The sequence below is a fragment of the Heyndrickxia ginsengihumi genome (genome assembly GCF_011008565.1).
In the GTDB taxonomy this organism is placed as follows: Bacteria; Bacillota; Bacilli; order Bacillales; family Bacillaceae_C; genus Weizmannia; species Weizmannia ginsengihumi.
This window is the reverse complement of sequence record NZ_JAAIWK010000017.1, coordinates 1-18,227: the sequence shown is the minus strand read 5'-3', so window position 1 is coordinate 18,227 and position 18,227 is coordinate 1. Positions and strand designations below refer to the sequence as shown.

Below are 18,227 nucleotides of genomic sequence, written 5' to 3'. Positions count from 1 at the left end.
ACAAACTAAATATGTATATTTGGTGTTTTATATTAGCGGTCGTAATAGTGAATGCTGCTTTAAAGTGATTTAGAAAAAGGAAAAATGAAAAGAGGAGGGCTATATAAAATGCATTCCTTCTTTTTTCTTTAAGGAAGGGTGAAAAATAATACTAAAAGCCCACTATTTTGATAACTAATGTTGCAGTAATAAAATCTAACACGATAGAAAATAGTGCAGTTGTATATAACTTGCATCTAGGTAATCTTTTTGGAATTAATAAAGTGACTACGATAAAAACAATAACCGAGGAGTTTAAGAATAACATAGTAGTTACCATAACTGAATTCAATAAAACCTAATATTTAGTACAATCCTCTTTTAATTTAGAAGGAATAAGTGGGATGTCATGTTAGCAAAATGAGAAGAAAATAAGTAGTCATTTCATCTATTTGTTAATCAGCAAGTTAAGCATTTTGTTTTCACTCCATAACAATCATTTTTAGATCATATCAATGATGACGTTTCTATAGAGATTGGAAGTCGATAGAAAATAATGCTATGGGAACTTGTGAAATGTTTGAAAAGATTTATGTGCTTATTAAAGCGAAGATATGAATCATTCATGCTATTATTTAGTCCGTGAAGGATTAAGTAACGAAAGTTTTTCGCTATTCATGCTTATATCTCTAAGTCTCAGGGTATATAACATATTTTTGACCATATAAATATTAGAAATAGTTTGGACAGGGATGATTTGATGGTCAAGAAAGTATTTATTACAATATTTGCAAGTCTTTTTATAGGTGTAGGAATAAATGGCTTCATTATTCCGATTCATTTAATTAATGGCGGGCTGTGGGGAGTAAGTTTAATTCTGCATTATTTATTAAATTCCAATATTGCTATTACATTTGCATGTTTAAACATTCCAATCTTTATTTTTGCGGCTATGTACGATAAGAATTATTTTCTTAATGGTATATTAGGTATCACTATCTCCAGCATTATTGTTACATTGTTAGCCCCTATTCAATACATTAGTAATCTTCCTCCCCTTATTAGTGTTCTTTTTGGAGGGATAATCATTGGAATAGGAGTAGGGTTTATGCTGAGAGAGCATATAAGTCCAGGAGGAGTTGATTTATTGGCTTTAATGATGTCTAAAATACTTTCCATTAATGTTGGAATCTCATTACTTCTATTAGATTCTATCATTATTTTATTTGGTGTTTTCATCTTAAGAGATGAACGGCTTTTGTATTCTATGCTAATTGTGATCAATGTAAGCATCACAGCAATGTTGATAACATCTATAAAGCGAATCATATTATTTATTAAATAATGATTTATGAAATAGTGTGTATTTTCTTTCGTTTAAATTGCTGTCAAACTTCTTTATACGCTCTGAATTGCTCATTGGCTGCTAATGTTAGCAGGGGAAGTTTTCGTAACTTTCTCATTTCTGTGGAATCAATCATTACAGCCCAGCATTAGAAAGTGTAGGAATAACTAAGAAGCCCCCAAACTTGTTATTGGCAGATTTTTAATCGAAACTGGTTTCTTTAGCATACATTTCCATTGTCCTTCTTGAATTTGTTGTTATACGTAATAGTGCCAAAACTTTTCCTTTTCCCCTAGAAATATAAAATTTAGCCCCATAAACTTCTTTCCTAGATCTAAAAAATACATAGACATTTTCTTATGATCGATTGTCTGTTAGAATCTCATTTGTTATTATCGCTTGCCTATTCGTATTCTATTTGGTAGCATATCCTTACGAACGTTCGTTAATTAGAGGTGAGTTAATTGAAAAGTAAAGAAATTAAGGATGCAGCTTTAAAGTATTTTACGATTCACGGATATGAAGGTGCATCTCTTTCACAAATAGCAGAAGAAGCTGGAGTGAAAAAGCAATCAATTTATGCCCATTTTAAAGGGAAGGATGATCTGTTTTTGCAAGTATTGCGTGATGCGAAAGAGACTGAACTCTCTTCAAAGCTTCAATATTTCAATCATGTTGGCTCACAAAATCCTAAAGAAGATTTATACGGATATTTGCGATTAGCAATCGATCTTTTTCAAAAAAATGAGCATTTAAAGTTTTGGTTACGTATGTCTTTTTTCCCTCCAGCACATCTTGCGAAGGAAATAGAGAAGGAAGTAATCGACATCATCGAAAAAGAACAGAGAATATTAGAAAGTATATTTCAAACTTGGCTCGATGCTAAAGTTATTGCAGATAATTTAGCAAAAACACTGACCTACGCATTCCTAGGAGTTGTAGATTCTATTATGTTGGAACTCGTATACGGAAACGATGAGAAACGTCTAAAGGAAAAATTAGAAGCCTCCTGGACAGTATTTTGGAGGGGGATTTCACTTCAATAATATTTTAGAAAGGAGGGAAGATGTGTGAAGCGATCAATTAAAGAACAAAAGGCAGTATTAATGATGCTACTAAGTAATATATTTATTGCATTTTTAGGAATAGGTCTCATTATACCTGTTATGCCGTCCTTTATGGATATCATGCATTTGTCAGGAAAAACAATGGGGTATCTTGTTGCTGTATTTGCAGTTGCGCAACTGATTATGTCACCGCTTGCAGGCCGTTGGGTTGACCGTTATGGTAGAAAAAGAATGATCATTGGCGGTTTGTTTATTTTTAGTGTTTCAGAACTTATTTTTGGTTTAGGTACGAATATCTCATTGCTTTATTTATCAAGGTTTTTAGGGGGAATTAGTGCTGCCTTGATTATGCCGGGAGTCACTGCCTATGTTGCAGATATTACCTCTGTTGAGGAACGGTCAAAAGCAATGGGATATATTTCAGCTGCCATAAGTACCGGTTTTATTATAGGACCTGGCATCGGTGGTTTTATTGCAGAATACGGGATACGCATGCCTTTCTTTTTTGCCGCGGTTATTGCCTTCGCCGTATGCCTTTTATCATCCCTTTTGCTAAAGGATTCGTTGACAAAGGAGCAGCTTATAGAGATTTCAGCAACGTCTAAACATACAAATTTTTTAAGTGATTTAAAGAAATCTCTAAATCCGCTTTATTTACTGGCATTTATGATTGTATTTGTACTTGCTTTTGGATTATCAGCATATGAAAATGTTTTTAGCTTATTTTCGGATCATAAATTTGGCTTTACGCCAAAGGACATTGCGACAATCGTTACAATTAGTTCAATTTTCGGTGTTATTGTGCAAATATTTATGTTTGGAACAATTGTAGATATACTTGGGGAAAAGAAACTCATTCAGTTATGTTTAATCATTAGTGCAATATTGGCAGTGGCATCCACCATGATCTCTAATTTTTTTACAGTGCTGCTGGTAACTTGTTTCATTTTCCTCGCCTTTGATTTACTTCGGCCGGCATTGACGACTTTTTTGTCTAAAGCTGCTGGAAAAGAGCAGGGGTTTGTAGCTGGAATGAACTCAACCTATACAAGTTTAGGTAATATTGCAGGTCCAGCAATAGGTGGCGTATTATTTGACATTAACATCAACTATCCTTATCTTTTCTCAGCTGTTGTCATATTTATTGGATTTTGCATAACAATGAAATGGAAAGAGCGACAAATGAAAGAAAACTTCTATGAGAATCATTCAGATTAGGAGGCTGGGACAAAAGTATATTAACGAAAGAAACCCCGAATAGTGCTCCACCCGCGCTCTGGAAATAAACTTCGCTTCCCGGAGCTGATTTGCGCATAAAGGTTGACTGACATTCGCAACTTATTCCAGTGTATTCATTTTCATGTAAGCAAAAGAAAAAAGCCCGAGTTAACGAGCAATTCTTTTCTTACCGCATCTAATGCATTTATTTGTGTAAAAGTCATATTTATGATATCTACGAAACAGGCAAAATATGGATTTAATACTCAAAAAAATCTTCTCCTTTGATCATCAAACCCGGTAGTCCAGCCATCATAGTAGTTACCTTAGACCCGAGACTTTGCGTCCCCACTTTTCAATAGGTTTGCCTTTATCAGATTATGTAATAGTTTATAGTAAAATTTTATCATGACCAAAACAGGTACTTAAAGCTAAATAAAACATCAAATTGCAACAAGTGATAACAGTCATTTATATATTTCGACAAAATTCACAGGTCGTTTTATTATGAATATAAGTAAACACGAAAATGTAGGAAGTTCAGAGAGCTTTAGCTTTAGTATAAAAGTCTCCAGGAAGACTTTGCGATTTTTTTATTATAAGTTCTGTAAATTTTAATGTTTATTTAATCAAGAAAAGTGTATAGTAAAAACAGTAAGTTTTGCTGCGATAAGGAGGTACCGCGAGGATGTTTTTATTTATTGCGATTATTATTATCATTGTATTAGTGCATCTATTAATTATAAGGCCGTTAATGCAACGAAATAGACCTCAAATATATGAGCCGAGAAGAAATGTTTACAATGAGCGTTCGGATTACTATGGACCAACAAACTATAATGGAATGGGCGGCTGGAGTAACACAGGCGGTCCTGGGATGGGACGGTTCGGAACTTTTGCCGGAGGATTGGCAGCTGGCGCTTTACTGACATATTTGTTAGAACAGGGGAGAATTGGTTTTGATCAATTTCAATCATTACAGAATTTAGAAGATCATGAACTGCTACGAGAGTTAGAAGATCAAAATATTTTGCAGCAAGACGAAATTGATCAGCTTCACGAAGAAATTAGCCGTCAAAATGAAGATGATAATCAAAATAATTGGAATGTCGACAACGATGATCATAATGATGATAAAGCTGATTATAATCCTGATAGCCAGCAAGATAATCAGGATTTTGATAGTTGGGATGATCAATCGGGTGATAATTGGGTGTAGATGAAGTGCTGCTGGAAAGCGAGTCGTAAGATCTATATTAAAACAAAAACAAGCTTTTACGTATGTAAAGGCTTGTTTTTGTTTTAATATAAAATAAGTAAATGTGATATATGCTAATCTAAATAGGAAGGGTGAATATTGCTTTAATTATTCAAGAAAGTAAACATTAATATGAGGATCATCTTGATTAGAGCTTGAATGTTTAAAATCCACCTTCAAATGGAGTAAAAGGAATATTAAGTCTATTTTCCACTGCACGAAGACGCTGATTAACTCTTTGAAGTCGACGCTGAAGTAGGTCAATTTCTCTTTGTTGCTGATCATTTTGTCTTTCAAGCAAATTTACTCTACGTTGAAGCTGGCTCCACTGGGGAAGTTGGAATAGTTGTGACAGTTGTTGTTGCCTGTTTGCTTGATACGGATCATTCTGTCCATATGGATCATAGGCTGATTGATATTGAGGAACATAATAATTTTCATAAGAATACATTTAGCATCTCTCCTTATAGGGATAGGTTAATATCTATAGAATATGTTCAGCTCTTTAGACTGTTACAGTAAATGTCGATCGTTATATCCAAATTTTTCAATGATCAATATGGGAATGAATATTCAGAAAATATCGCTGAATAGATTTACTTTTGTTGTTTGTATGTTTAAAAGTACTTTCTGCGAAAATCACGGAAATCGTAGGTGCTACTTCGATTACGCTTTTTATTGGAGACATAACGGCTTATCATCTTAAAACAAATGGAGATTACTGCAGTTAAAGGTATCGTTGAAGTTGATCGTTTGAAGAAGGCAGGGAATTTGATATATGAGAACAAATGTTTTATAATTTGTTTCAAACCATTAGCGGGAATTGTTATTATGGAGGAATTGTAAATGTATGTAACGATCGCAGATTTTATTAGAGAGTGGAATCGAGAAGCTACTTTAACTCAAAAAGTTTTAGATGGATTGACCGATGACTCACTAAACCAAAAAGTTTACCAAGAGGGACGAACTTTAGGAAGAATTGCGTGGCATATCACCACAAATATTCCGGATTATTTAACTCTTTTCGGCTTAAACGTAAATAAAGTTGAAAATGCGAAAAATGTCCCATCTTCTGCAAAAGAAATCGCAGCAACATTTAAAAGGGTGAGTGAAGAAGCTGCTCAAGCAATTGAACAACAGTGGAAAGATGACACTTTGAGTCAAATACAGAAGGCATTTGGAAGAGAAGAAACAAATGCCCAAATTTTGATGGGGCTCATTAAACACATTATTCATCATAGAGGGCAATTAACTGTTCTTATTCGCCAAGCAGGGTTGAAGCCTTTTGGCGTTTATGGACCATCAAAAGAAGATTGGGTTCATTTAGGCGTGGAAAATCCACTGCTTTAAAGTTACAGATTAGTAAAAAAGGAAACCTTTAAGTGTGGGGTTTCCTTTTACTAAAAGACTTTTTATTAGCAATCAAATAGACTTTATTTGCTCGTCCTTACAAATTTCTCCTTACATGATTATTGATGTCGGAAAAAAATCATAGCAAAAATACTTGGAATGATCATAAATAGTCCAACTGTTAATGAAGCAAATGGCAACTTTGTAGAAAAAATGGCACCTAATTCTCCTAAAAATCCTCCAAAAATAAAAGGGATGGCAGTGATTGTTTTATTTGCACCATCTTTCGCATAATACCAGGCATCCCAAACTACATACATATAAAAGCCGGGGTAAAAAAGCATAGCGTTATAGTTGATCATTTCTAATGCTTGATGGTGAAATCCATTAAAGTCAAGTTGAATCGATTTGTTAATTTTTCCAAACATATTATCGAAATGCTCAATTATAACGAAGCTAATACCCTTTATAAATTGCTGATTATATATTTGCCCAAATCCTGGCATTAGCAATGAAAAAAGTGCTGCAATATTTCTCATATATCATTTTCCTTTTTATTGTTATTTTGACTCATCACCTTCTATTTAATTCCTACTATGTTTTTTTAATAGAAAATGTTTTTATCGATCGTCAGTTCAAAATGCCCCTTAAGTGAAAGTACTTTAGATGATACATGTCGTGAATGTATCTTATTACGTGAAAAAGGATGTTTATACATCACCTACTCAAATAAATGTTTAAAAATGATTTGTATAGTAAATGCAAAGAGACATGTTGAGGAACTTTTCGCTTTTTACAACATCAATGAATGTTAAAATCAGGCATGATCTTATATCTTGGCTAAGAGTTGAGCACACGTATAAGAAGCGAAGAGGGAACAAACTTATTAGATGAAAATAGGTTTTTAAACTAGTACAACTTATTCATAAGTATCATAGTCTAATAAGGAAAGAGGCAAAAAAAAGAAAGGAGAGATATTTGTGAGTCATTTTAAACATCATCATCATTTAGGTGGTCATTGTGGAGCCAAGGAATGTCCACCAATGGTTGCACCAACTCAATATGATCCAGGAATGACTGATCCAGCTCAAAATTCTGTGCAGACAACTATTTTTCCACATGTTGTAAATCATGTTCATCCAACACATACAACACATGTGAACAAACATGTCTACACACACAAACATTATTTTCCACATACAGATTCTGTCGTAAATGAATGTTATGAAAACCATGTATTTTGCGGTGCACCTGTAAATCCATGCTGCCCACCGCATCATCGCCCTAGACCATTTGGATTTTAATTGATCTATATAAAAAGGCATCCTTTTTAAATGGATGCCTTTTTGAAATAGGAAGGGAATTAAAGATCTGTTATGCTTTGTTACATAGGTGATCGCGCGACATACTAGAATTGAAGCGCCCTATCGCGATTTAATGCTGGTTTACTTGTAAATAACCATATGCATCACAAAAATTGAAAAGCGAATAGTAATTAAATTAAGGGTTTCATTAAAATGAATACCCTTTAATATTTTTTTATTTTTAATAAGGATCGGATACATGCCCCATTTCATTTGCTTGTTGGACAGCTTCATCTGTCATTGTTGCCCCAATTGGCCCATGATCGTTTTCATGCACCTTTTTCAAGCCGTCCTCAACTCGTTTCCCGTAATCAGGATCGCATTTGCTAAATAGTTCAATCATTTTATTTTGAATTTCTTTATGACAAGCGCTTAAAGTATTGACAAGATTGGAAATTAGTTCGTTTCGTTCCCAGTCATTTAACCTTCTGTATGTTTCGCCAGCTTGTCCAAAGTTATTCGTGCGATCAATGCTTTCTCGTTTTAAGTGTCCAGCAACATATGGCTCATACTCTTTACCTGGATTTTTTGCTTCTTTTAACCCATCAAGAAGAGATGGTTCATAATTAATATGAGGATTTTGATCTTTCCCATAATCTGTTCTGTAATCCATTTGTCCACCGCTTTGATTTGTTGCCACATGTTTTTTCGGTTGATTGATTGGCAATTGTAAATAATTTGCTCCTACACGATATCGTTGTGTATCTGAATAAGCATATGTTCTTCCTTGCAAAAGCTTATCATCCGAAAAATCGAGGCCGTCAACAAGTACACCAGTACCAAATGCAATTTGTTCAACCTCAGCATGATAATTTTCAGGATTTTTATTTAAAACCATTTTTCCTACAGGCATCCAAGGAAAGTCATCTTTGTACCATAATTTTGTAGGATCTAACGGATCAAAATCTAATTCTGGATGTTCATCATCACTCATAATTTGAACATAAAGCTCCCATTCAGGATAATTTCCTTTTTCGATTGCTTCATATAAATCCTGTGTTGCATGATTAAAATTCATTCCTTGAATTTTAGTGGCTTCCTTTTGTGTTAAATTTTTAATTCCTTGTTTCGGTTCCCAATGGTATTTGACAAGAACAGCTTCTCCTTCTGCGTTTACCCATTTATATGCATGGACACCAGATCCTTGCATTTGCCGATAATTTGCCGGTATTCCCCAAGGTGAAAACAAGAATGTAATCATGTGTATGGCTTCAGGAGATTGTGAAATAAAGTCAAAGATTCTTTCGCCATCTTGAATGTTAGTGACAGGGTCAGGCTGGAATGCATGTACAAGATCTGGAAACTTTAATGCATCACGGATGAAAAAGATTTTAAGATTATTTCCCACTAAATCCCAATTTCCATCTTCTGTATAAAATTTAACTGCAAATCCCCGGGGATCACGTAAAGTTTCTGGTGAATGCTTGCCATGATTAACAGTGGAAAAACGAGCAAATACAGGGGTTTTTTTACCCTTTTCAAATACCTTTGCTCGTGTATATTTTGAGATTGGCTCATCTCCAACGGTTCCATAAGATTCGAAATAACCATGTGCACCTGCACCACGAGCATGTACGACACGTTCTGGAATTCTTTCACGATCAAAATGACTGATCTTTTCTAGAAAATCATAATTCTCTAAAGTCGTTGGACCTCTGTTTCCTACAGTACGAACGTTTTGATTATTTGTTACAGGATGACCTTGTTGATTTGTTAAAGTATCATTTGCTTCATTTTGTTGATATTCATGCTCATTCTCATTCGTGTTCATTATGTAGCCTCCTCGATTTTATAACAATTAAAAGCTTTTCCAACTGTTAAAAAAATATGTGTTTTTTATTTGTGCTTTACGAAAGATCCTCTAATATAATCTGATTGAGAATAGCTAAACGAAAAAGAACGCCAACTATTTGGCGTTCCCGCTTCATGTCAACGATCATCTTCGTCGTTACCAGTAACTGCATCTACAACGTTTTGGAATGTTTGAGTAATGTTATCCATTACACCGTTTTGATTGTCACTTTGTTCACTGTTGGCAAGCTGATCATTATAGCTGTAAGTATTTGTTTCAAATGGCCGATCTTTTTTTTGCATGTTTTATCACCTCCATTTTATAGAGTGTGTAAAACTGAGAAAATTAACCTTAAATCCCAAACTTTTAATTCATTCTAACTATTAGAGTTCATGAAAAAGATAGAATCTGCACAAACGTGCTGCTTAGAACAAACCTTTTCCTGAAAGCTTGAAGGGAAGGAAAATATCAAAATTTTTAGGGAGCTAGTGTATTTTCAACTATGAAAGTAATTAGGCTTAATACTTGGGCAATTGAATTAAGCAGTAATATATTTTTTTCTATATTAAGCGATCTTTGTTTATAGTATTTATGAATTTATTAAATTAAAACATTGAGTAGAATTAGAATAATATATTGGTCAGCAGGATATCTAGTTAGCTCGTGCCCCCTGGAGGATAGTAGTAAGGCGGGACTTTGATCCATCCTCGCTTGATCATCATACTTTTCAAAGAGGTACCGAACTTAAGTAATTCAATTAAAGTTCCTAATAATATTAGTCCAACATCATTTCTGATTGTCATAGCGAGCGCTTGTCCAATTAATGTAATTTCTGCAGCTACTTTTACAGAAACTAAATTTGCAATTTCATCGTCTGTTTGTTTAACACCTAATGGAATTGAGTCCGGATTAGATTTTGGTTTGGGCTCAGCTGGTTTTGTTAAGGGGATTCCTTCATGTTGCATAAATGTTTTTAATTTATTAATTGAATTTATTGAAAGTTGCATTCCTTTTTCAAGTGTATGTAATAATTCCCCATCTTTGGACGTATTTAGTGATGTTTGGTAAAGGGAAATACCGTCTTCTAACATCGTAAGAAGTATCCAGAGATTTGATACCTCACCAACGTGAAGAGGATTTTTTTCATTATCAATAAGCGGGGAAATAAAATCTTTAAGTGATTCAAATATATTTGTCATTTAGAATCCATCCTTTCACTTGTATTGTTAACCATGAAAATAGAACATATTCTCTATATGAAAATAGGAATTATTGGAAAAAAGTGATCTAGTTCTTAAAGAGAACACCTGTTTAATTTTTAACTGGAAATATAAAAAATTAGGCATATTAACCAACATGTTAAGCGTAATAATAAAAATGTGTATTTTGAATCAAAATGGAAGAGAGCTGATCGGAAGTGAAACAGTTTGTCAGTATGACCAAAAGGTTAGGCATTACGTTGTTTGCTACAATATGTTTATACTCTTTGGTTGTTCTAACAATTTTATTATCAAAGGGGAAATAGTAAAAAGATAGGCACGCTTAATACTGTAGTCGTTATGTTTTTAAAATACAGGATGCTTTTATATTACATAAAAAAACATGGAATCCATGTCCATGTCGATACTAAACTGATTGTTAGTACGTTGCTTTCAATAGTTATAATAATGGCGATTTGCCGGCAGTTGTTGATCATAACTTTGAACTGTATGCCTTTGCGTGGCATAAGGATGTTGTGCAGTATTTTGTACGTTTCGATTACAGTTAGCTGTCGGTCCAATAAATGTTGCAGGTTTTACAGGAGCCACCGTTTTTTGCCACTGATTTTTATCCATGCAATAAGTATGTGCCATAATATTAGCAGGTGTTAGTTTTAAAATATCTGAACCTAGAATTACTTCAGGTGTTGGTGCGTCAAAAATGGCAAGTAAATGGGTGTTATCGACAGCGGCAACTTCATAATGCCACCATCCTTGTGGAATATTAGTGACTTGGCCTGGGGTAATATAGTAATTTTGAATTTGCCTTGTGAATGGATTCAATAATGAAACAGTAGCAGCACCAGAAATACAATAAACGAGTTCTGCAGCATTTTGATGATAATGCGGTTCTATAACATTATTAGCGCTTAGGAAAATATCTAGCAATGATACATTTTCCAACGTATTTAATTGCTCGATTCCTAACACATTTATATAATTTTGCTGATCTTTTTTTACTAAAGTACTTTTATTAATATCAAAAGAGAAGCGTGCTGATGGTGAAGTGTAATCCATATAAGAAACCATTCGTATTCATTCCTCGCTAAAGTTTATTTTCATAAGTACATTATGCAACGATGACATGATAGTGCATGTACCTAGTTCACCCCTTCAGGATACAGATAGTAGAGTTAGAAACTGTCAATGCTTAAACAAATGAAAATACATAGAAAGTAGGAATGAATTCAAAAGAGGATAACATGGCGCAAAGCAGAATGATCTTTGAAAGAAATCGCATGTGAAAAGAGTGAAATGTTGATTAATAATTTCACTCTTGAAAAAGCACTCATCTTTTTAACGGGCGTTTGAGGGATAATACTTCATCTTCAAGAGATGAAATTTGCTGGTCAACTACATATTTAGCATCTGAGATTGCCGCATTGTAGAAATGAGGGGCGAGTGACTCTTTTATAAAATCTAATACTCTCTCAGCAGCAAATTCAGAAATTTCTTCGTTTCTTTCTTGAGAAAAAAAATATTGAATATCTGCTATCATTATCTGATGTTGTTCTTTCGTTAGTTTTAAAAACAAATTAGAACACTCCCAAACCATTTGATTACTAAAATTATACATGTATAAATGAAAAAGGGACAGGATTTTGCTGAATCAATTGGACATAAAAATAAGGGGAGGAGCAACATTTCATTCAAAAAAGCACCAATGTCGTTATTTGGTGCTTCCAGGTGGATAGTAATACGGTGGGACTTTAATCCAACCATGTTCTCGCATTTTTGTTTTTACGTCCATACCGTACACACATTTTTCAGAATGAAAACGAATCCACATTAATCCTACATCACTGCGAATACTTTGGCTAATGTTGGTAGAGCACATAACAATATTTGATGCTACTTTTGCAGAAATAAGATTGGCAATCTCTATATCAGTTGACTTTACTCCGAGTGGAATACTATTTGAATCTGTTTGTGGCTTATGCGCTGAAGTATCAGGAAGAGAGATGCCCTCTTTTAACATAAATTCTTCTAATATTGTTGTTTGTTGGTTAGATAGTTTTAATGCATCTTTTAATAACTCTATCAACACATTATCAGTTGTTGTGTTTAATGCAATTTCAAGAACAGGGATTTCTTCGGCAAGTGCGGTATAGTAAAGCCAGCATCCCATTGCCTCCCCAATGTGTAATTTTGATTTAGGTTCACTATCAAATCGTGTTCTTAAGTAATCGAATAACGCTTCAATTTTATTCGGCATGGAATGAAACACCTCGTCGTTAATAATATTAACAAAATTGACTAAAAGAGTTATTTTTATACATGTTCGTTTTTAGACAACGAAACAGATTTACAATGCATATTTTTAATTTCTCCCCACTAATGTCTAGAGACCCATCCCCGAAAAAGAGTAAAAACTAAGTGAGCTTCGAGAATTTTGTCCTTCTACTAATGTAGTGGGCAACTAAATAAATGCAAAACTGTATTGGGGCAGAAAAGTAATAATGCCAATGTATAAGTACATAAACTTTCATCCAAGCGAAAAACGGCTCACCTATAAAAGAAGTAGCGATAGCAAATAAAAGAGCTTTGAACAAAGGATTTGCTTGCGGTTTGATCTGTAAGAGAAACATAATAGATAAAGGCATCAAAGTTAGATCCCAAGGAAAGTATGTAGGAAGGACAGGGATAAGGTTAAAACGGTAAAACCAAAGTCCATATTGATCTCCTAAGACATCAAGGACAAGACTAATGATCATTACAAAAAAGCCAGCGTACATTAACCGATCAGTACTTTCTCTCGGTCTGAACAGAAGCCAAAAAATCCATGGAATAATTGTTAAGGAAGCTGCAATCCACCATAAGGGTGAAAAAAGTACATAGTGAAGCCATATATCTACTTTTTGCTCAATTAAGACATGAATTTGGCTCGTATTTTTATCTGTCATTTTTATGATATGTTCAGTATTCGTCATATGTAAGATTCCTTTAATTTTTTAATAATATTGTGGGTTAAAAAATTAAAAGTATGTATGTAAAAGGAAGAAAACATCTTTAGACTTATATGTTGATTTTTTGAATATGATCAAATCATAAAAGTCATTATTAATCACTCTTTAAAATCTCTTTAATGAAAATGCTATAGCAAATAGAAAAATGAATGCTCCTCATAATAGAGGGGCATCTATTACGGAATTTTTATAAAAATGGAGAACATTTTTTAAACAGAAATTTACGGGAAGGTGGCGTCTTCTAATTTACATAATATTAATTATGTAAATTAGAATAAATGTCATATGTCAATGTTTGTATCGTCTTTTTGAGCTATTTTCTTCTGCGGGTATAATGAAATGGGCATTGTCCATCTCTTGATGTATAATCATCGGTAATGACATATTGTTTCCACTCTCTTTTGCTTGGATCCCCGAACCCTCCTAAATCAGGATGAATAGGAAGATGTTCTATCGCTTCAACTTTAGAACGAATTAAATGAATGGCCTTTTTTCCCTGTTTGCTTGTGTGTGAAATATCTGAAAATATCCTTCTAGGCTGAAAGATTAATATTAGGCATTGGCCAAAATTTCTCGTAATTCTTTGCTTATAGGCGGGCATATTCGCTGAAATAAATATAGGATCACCATCAAAAACGAATTCCCAATTTGGATCATCTGGATTTGTCGGAAAATCTTCTTCAATCCATTCTTTATCATCATGTTCATGCAAAAATTGTATAATTTTCCAAAAGAAATCTTGGTAGTATTCAAAGGACTTCGACTGTAATTCAGGTTCAAAAAATACTACTAATGCATGCCTACAATGTGTAAATGTTCTTGAAAGTGTTAAAAATTCTCTAAGAGTATTTGGCAATCCGCTAATGTCGTTATTTTCAATATAAGAGTATCGTAAATGTCCCATTTTTTCGGCAATTGTTCCGAAATGACAAGGAAAGTCTTTTTGTAATATAATATTTTCCCAATTTTGATGCGCCATTTTGAACCAACTGGGTATTGTAAAAAGATCTTGTTTAATTTCATTTTTAGTCAGCATTCTTATTTCTTCATACACATCGATCAAGCTCCTTCATATCAAAACATAGTTAAATCAACTAGTTTCCGAACCATATTATTCATATGTAAAAATGAAGTGTTTGACACAAAGGTGTATGATTGACCATGAGGTGTTTTATGGAGACGGGTTTTTTTTCACAATTTCTTTACTTAAAAATATAATAATGTACACCGCCTTTAGATCTATTTCAGATATTGTTTCCCCGCCTAGGCGGGGGTAAACATTTCATTGGACCAAAGAGATGTTGCGAAGTATTGAGGATAGGGAGGTTTAATGGTGTTCTCGGTAATTGAATGATTTTTTATTATCGATTTTTTTATTTATGCGAAGAATGAGATATTCAGTTTGAAGTTGCGACCAAATAAATCCCCCAAGCATTAAAGCAATGTACAGTTTTCGATCTTGCCGTATTTCTTTTTTTCTCCCCCAATTGATTGAAATGAATGAAATAATTACATGTATGAAAAGTGTAATAACAGCTAGTTTTCTCATTGCATATCACCATTTATTAACCTTTACTTATAAATTAATCTTTTTAAATGAAATTAGTATACTGCCCAGAGACAAATTTATTCATGAGACTTGAAGAAATTGTAGGCTGGTTAAATCAAAGGGGAATGTAATGTTAAAAGGTGGTTGAGGAAATTTTTGTAGTTGTTTTGTCATTTAAAGATGATCGAAGCAAGTAGAATTAGAGCGGAGCGACAATGGATGATCCTTTTAAGCGAACAAGCTTCTAGAACCTTTTCAATTTGTACGCTAGAGAGAAAAAAGGACTATATATAGGGACAGTTTTAATTTACATAATATTGTTGTTGTAGACTAGTTTAAAAATAACGATAAATTTCTTTACAGTGAAAGATGAGAGAACCTCCATATCTTGCTTACCATATATATAATGCATAAGACCATTTTATGCACCAATCATTTTTTTGTTGTTATTTATTGCAACGTAAGTGGGGGAAGGAGGTTACGTAGTTGGAACCAATACTATCTCATTTAAGTTTTCAGATTAAAGAAAATGCAATTGATTCTTTTATGGACGAAATTAAGACTCCGGTAACAGATCCAGTATTTTTTAGTGTCGGGTTACCAAATAAAAAATTGATTCCAAAAAAACAACTACAAGCCATGACAAATATGTTATTTGAAAATGATCCAAGTAATTTATATAACTATTGTAGTTCAAAAGGATATGATCCTTTTATTTCAACAATCTCTGCAAAAGAAACAATTGCTGAAAATTTTATTATGGTAACAAATGGGAATACTCAAGGGTTCGATCTAGTTTGCCGAATGCTTCTAAATCAAAAAGACTCATTTGCAATGGAGGCATACACTTATTCAATCGCCCATTCAGCTATTCACCAATACAATTTAAACGCAATCGAAATTCCGTTGCAACAAGATGGAATGGATATGGATGTTTTAGAAGCGAGTATTAAAAAGGTCCCTATTAAAGCACTTTATATAATTCCTAATGCTCAAAATCCAACTGGAATTACTATTTCTTTAGAAAAAAGAAAAAGATTAATTGATTTAGCATATCAATACAATTTTATCATTATTGAAGATGATCCCTATAGAGAATTACTTTTTGATGAAAGAATTCCTTCTTTGTTTGAGTTAGATCCTTTAAAAGAAAAAGTGATTTATCTATATAGTTTTTCGAAAATCATTGCTCCTGCGATGCGAACGGGTTTTATTCTTGCCCATCCTGTCTATATTCAAAAGCTTGAGCAATTTAAGCAAATTCAAGATGCTTGTACTTCACCAATTAATCAAATGATCATCAATAACTTAATATCCTCTTATGTTTGGCCGGATTTGTTAGAACAGCAAAAGAATTTCTATGAAAATAGAAAAAAAATAACCCAACATTTTTTAATAAATATGCATAAAAAATACGGCTGGTTAAGTTCTGATCCAGCTGGAGGGTTATTTTATTGGGTAAATGTCCTTGATGGAGATGTGTTAGAGTGGATGAAATATGCTGCTGCGAGTGGAGTCATATTTGTCCCAGGCAAAGCTTTTTCGCTTAATGATGTTACAAATACAAAAATCCGGATCTGTTACGCTTATTGCAATGATGATGAAATGATGAAGGGATTCGAACGGTTAGAAGAGAGCTTTGTAAAATGGAAAAATAACGTTCAATAAAAAATCTTAAAATAATATATTTGTTTAGGTTGTGGATACTAAGAATTCTATATTAAGGAGAAAGACTTTGCTTTTCGCAGGAGGATCGGTATTCTCCTCGTTGCGAGCTCCAATCAGCAAGTAAACAGTTAACATTTTTGAAAAAGTCATTATTTTATGAAAAAATATCCCCACAACTTTTCTATGATAACAGAAAAGTTGTGGGGATGGTGGCTCTAGAGTTGGAGGAGGCAAAAAAATTCAGAAAGAAAGAGAAAAAGGGATATTTTGTAAGTATGAGCAACGATAATGTGGATATGAAGGGCAGAATAGAACTGCCCTGTCATTACTGGTTCTTCGTGTTTAAACTAGTTCCAATATGAAGCACCTACAATAATTAATAGAATAAATAGAACGACGATTAATGCGAAACCTAAACCGTATCCACTTTGGCTCATATCTTACACCTCCTTTATTTGAGGTTAATTTATTGTATGTTGCAAAAAAGCTTTCGCTTAAGGCATTCATATAGATTTAGCAAATTGAGCAAGTAATCTAGTAAGGGATTATTTCCATCATAACCTCTTCGATAGTAAACAAATTTCTCTTTACATATATAACAACACATTATTCGATGAGGAATTTCTCATTCGAAAGGAGCCTTGTTCGAAAAAAGAAAGATGGTAGGAAATAAATGATTGCCTTATACCTAAACATGAATGAGAGAGCATTATTGAGAATATAGCAGCAGTCATTTATTTGAAACTAAAGCAATGACATTAATAATGAGAAGATCTCTTCATGTTTGTCATGTGAATATTAATCAAAAACGTTGTTTACTTAAAAGGACTATAAAAAGATTAAAATGAAGATGTTAAAAGCAGTATAGGTGAGAACTGGATTGTCAACACTAAACTGGACAATTTTTATAAGGTCTTTTTCTTGTATTCGATTGGTGTTAAATAGCCAAGTGTTCCATGAATCCGAATGTTGTTGCGAATTCAGTTTTAAATACCTTGAACATCGCTTCTGCCACAGCATTATCATAGGGGCAGCCCTTCATACTTAATGAGCGCTGAATTCCAAATGTTTTTAGCGCCTCTGAAATTAGTTTATTATCAAACTCTTTTCCTCGATCTGTATGAAACATCTTGATGTTATGTAAATTCCCTTTAATGCGGGCCAATGCTTTATACACAAGACCTGCGGTCTTATTTGGTCCAGCACTGTAACCAATAATTTCTCGGTTAAAAAGATCGACAAATAGGCATACATAGTGCCACTTTTTCTCAACACGGACGTATGTTAAATCGCTCACGACTACAGCTAATTGTTCTTCTTACTTAAACTGACGATGTAATTCATTTTTGATAGGCGCTTCATTACAGGTTTCTTTATATGGCTTATATTGAGCCACAGTGTAATTCGATACC

At 33.6% G+C, this 18,227-nt stretch carries 19 protein-coding genes, 1 pseudogene and 1 riboswitch; of the genes and pseudogenes, 7 read left to right on the top strand and 13 right to left on the bottom strand.

Annotation, left to right across the window (positions count from 1 at the left end; all coding sequences use genetic code 11):
- Positions 1-739 precede the first annotated feature (739 nt).
- The 4 genes from G4D61_RS11055 (at position 740) to G4D61_RS11040 (ending at position 4,828) form a co-directional block, all read left to right on the top strand.
- Positions 740-1,324, top strand: coding sequence for a YitT family protein (locus G4D61_RS11055; protein ID WP_025731586.1), 585 nt, complete (start codon positions 740-742; stop codon positions 1,322-1,324).
- Positions 1,325-1,788: 464 nt separating this feature from the next.
- Entirely contained in the window at positions 1,789-2,370 is a 582-nt protein-coding gene (locus tag G4D61_RS11050; protein WP_025731587.1) for a TetR/AcrR family transcriptional regulator, read from the top strand.
- Positions 2,371-2,394: 24 nt separating this feature from the next.
- A complete protein-coding gene (locus G4D61_RS11045; RefSeq protein ID WP_025731588.1) occupies positions 2,395-3,609 on the top strand; it encodes an MFS transporter in 1,215 nt (404 codons plus the stop codon).
- A gap of 296 nt (positions 3,610-3,905) precedes the next feature.
- Positions 3,906-3,988, bottom strand: a riboswitch (cyclic di-GMP riboswitch).
- A gap of 309 nt (positions 3,989-4,297) precedes the next feature.
- Positions 4,298-4,828, top strand: a complete 531-nt coding sequence (locus G4D61_RS11040) for a hypothetical protein (protein ID WP_025731589.1) — start codon at positions 4,298-4,300, stop codon at positions 4,826-4,828.
- 202 nt (positions 4,829-5,030) lie between these two features.
- On the opposite strand, the gene G4D61_RS11035 is transcribed toward G4D61_RS11040, so the two are convergent.
- Positions 5,031-5,318, bottom strand: coding sequence for a hypothetical protein (locus G4D61_RS11035; RefSeq protein WP_025731590.1), 288 nt, complete (start codon positions 5,316-5,318; stop codon positions 5,031-5,033).
- 395 nt (positions 5,319-5,713) lie between these two features.
- Here G4D61_RS11035 and G4D61_RS11030 point away from each other — a divergent pair, with 395 nt between their 5' ends.
- Positions 5,714-6,217 (top strand): DinB family protein, encoded by a 504-nt coding sequence (locus tag G4D61_RS11030; protein WP_025731591.1) that lies wholly within the window; start codon positions 5,714-5,716, stop codon positions 6,215-6,217.
- Positions 6,218-6,336: 119 nt separating this feature from the next.
- Here G4D61_RS11030 and G4D61_RS11025 read toward each other — a convergent pair whose 3' ends face one another.
- Complete coding sequence (locus G4D61_RS11025; protein WP_025731592.1) at positions 6,337-6,756, bottom strand: hypothetical protein; 420 nt, start codon at positions 6,754-6,756, stop codon at positions 6,337-6,339.
- Between the two features lie 441 nt (positions 6,757-7,197).
- On the opposite strand from G4D61_RS11025, the gene G4D61_RS11020 reads away from it, so the two are divergent.
- Positions 7,198-7,521 (top strand): CotD family spore coat protein, encoded by a 324-nt coding sequence (locus tag G4D61_RS11020; RefSeq protein ID WP_025731593.1) that lies wholly within the window; start codon positions 7,198-7,200, stop codon positions 7,519-7,521.
- A 241-nt stretch (positions 7,522-7,762) separates the two neighbouring features.
- Here the strand turns inward: G4D61_RS11020 and katX are convergent, their stop codons facing one another.
- The 9 genes from katX to G4D61_RS10975 form a co-directional block, all read right to left on the bottom strand.
- Complete coding sequence (gene katX / locus G4D61_RS11015) at positions 7,763-9,352, bottom strand: catalase KatX (protein WP_163173915.1); 1,590 nt, start codon at positions 9,350-9,352, stop codon at positions 7,763-7,765.
- 158 nt (positions 9,353-9,510) lie between these two features.
- Positions 9,511-9,675: a hypothetical protein gene (locus tag G4D61_RS11010; protein WP_155918595.1), complete on the bottom strand. Its 165-nt coding sequence runs from the start codon at positions 9,673-9,675 to the stop codon at positions 9,511-9,513.
- 354 nt (positions 9,676-10,029) lie between these two features.
- Complete coding sequence (locus tag G4D61_RS11005; RefSeq protein WP_025731466.1) at positions 10,030-10,572, bottom strand: DUF3231 family protein; 543 nt, start codon at positions 10,570-10,572, stop codon at positions 10,030-10,032.
- 453 nt (positions 10,573-11,025) lie between these two features.
- Entirely contained in the window at positions 11,026-11,661 is a 636-nt protein-coding gene (locus G4D61_RS11000; protein WP_163173913.1) for a cupin domain-containing protein, read from the bottom strand.
- 259 nt (positions 11,662-11,920) lie between these two features.
- The gene (locus G4D61_RS10995; RefSeq protein ID WP_025731468.1) at positions 11,921-12,166 is read right to left on the bottom strand and encodes a DUF2164 domain-containing protein; all 246 of its coding nucleotides are present in this window, start codon (positions 12,164-12,166) and stop codon (positions 11,921-11,923) included.
- Positions 12,167-12,301: 135 nt separating this feature from the next.
- On the bottom strand, positions 12,302-12,847 hold the full coding sequence (locus G4D61_RS10990; RefSeq protein WP_025731469.1) for a DUF3231 family protein: 546 nt from the start codon (positions 12,845-12,847) through the stop codon (positions 12,302-12,304).
- Between the two features lie 157 nt (positions 12,848-13,004).
- Positions 13,005-13,562 (bottom strand): CBO0543 family protein, encoded by a 558-nt coding sequence (locus G4D61_RS10985; protein ID WP_025731470.1) that lies wholly within the window; start codon positions 13,560-13,562, stop codon positions 13,005-13,007.
- A gap of 349 nt (positions 13,563-13,911) precedes the next feature.
- A complete protein-coding gene (locus tag G4D61_RS10980; RefSeq protein WP_231473125.1) occupies positions 13,912-14,652 on the bottom strand; it encodes a YqcI/YcgG family protein in 741 nt (246 codons plus the stop codon).
- A gap of 273 nt (positions 14,653-14,925) precedes the next feature.
- Entirely contained in the window at positions 14,926-15,147 is a 222-nt protein-coding gene (locus G4D61_RS10975) for a hypothetical protein (protein ID WP_025731472.1), read from the bottom strand.
- 486 nt (positions 15,148-15,633) lie between these two features.
- On the opposite strand from G4D61_RS10975, the gene G4D61_RS10970 reads away from it, so the two are divergent.
- A complete protein-coding gene (locus tag G4D61_RS10970; RefSeq protein ID WP_025731473.1) occupies positions 15,634-16,815 on the top strand; it encodes an aminotransferase-like domain-containing protein in 1,182 nt (393 codons plus the stop codon).
- A gap of 347 nt (positions 16,816-17,162) precedes the next feature.
- Here G4D61_RS10970 and G4D61_RS10965 read toward each other — a convergent pair whose 3' ends face one another.
- A complete protein-coding gene (locus tag G4D61_RS10965; protein WP_035349289.1) occupies positions 17,163-17,252 on the bottom strand; it encodes a YjcZ family sporulation protein in 90 nt (29 codons plus the stop codon).
- Positions 17,253-17,720: 468 nt separating this feature from the next.
- Positions 17,721-18,227: pseudogene (locus tag G4D61_RS10960) on the bottom strand (DDE-type integrase/transposase/recombinase); the annotation flags it as partial.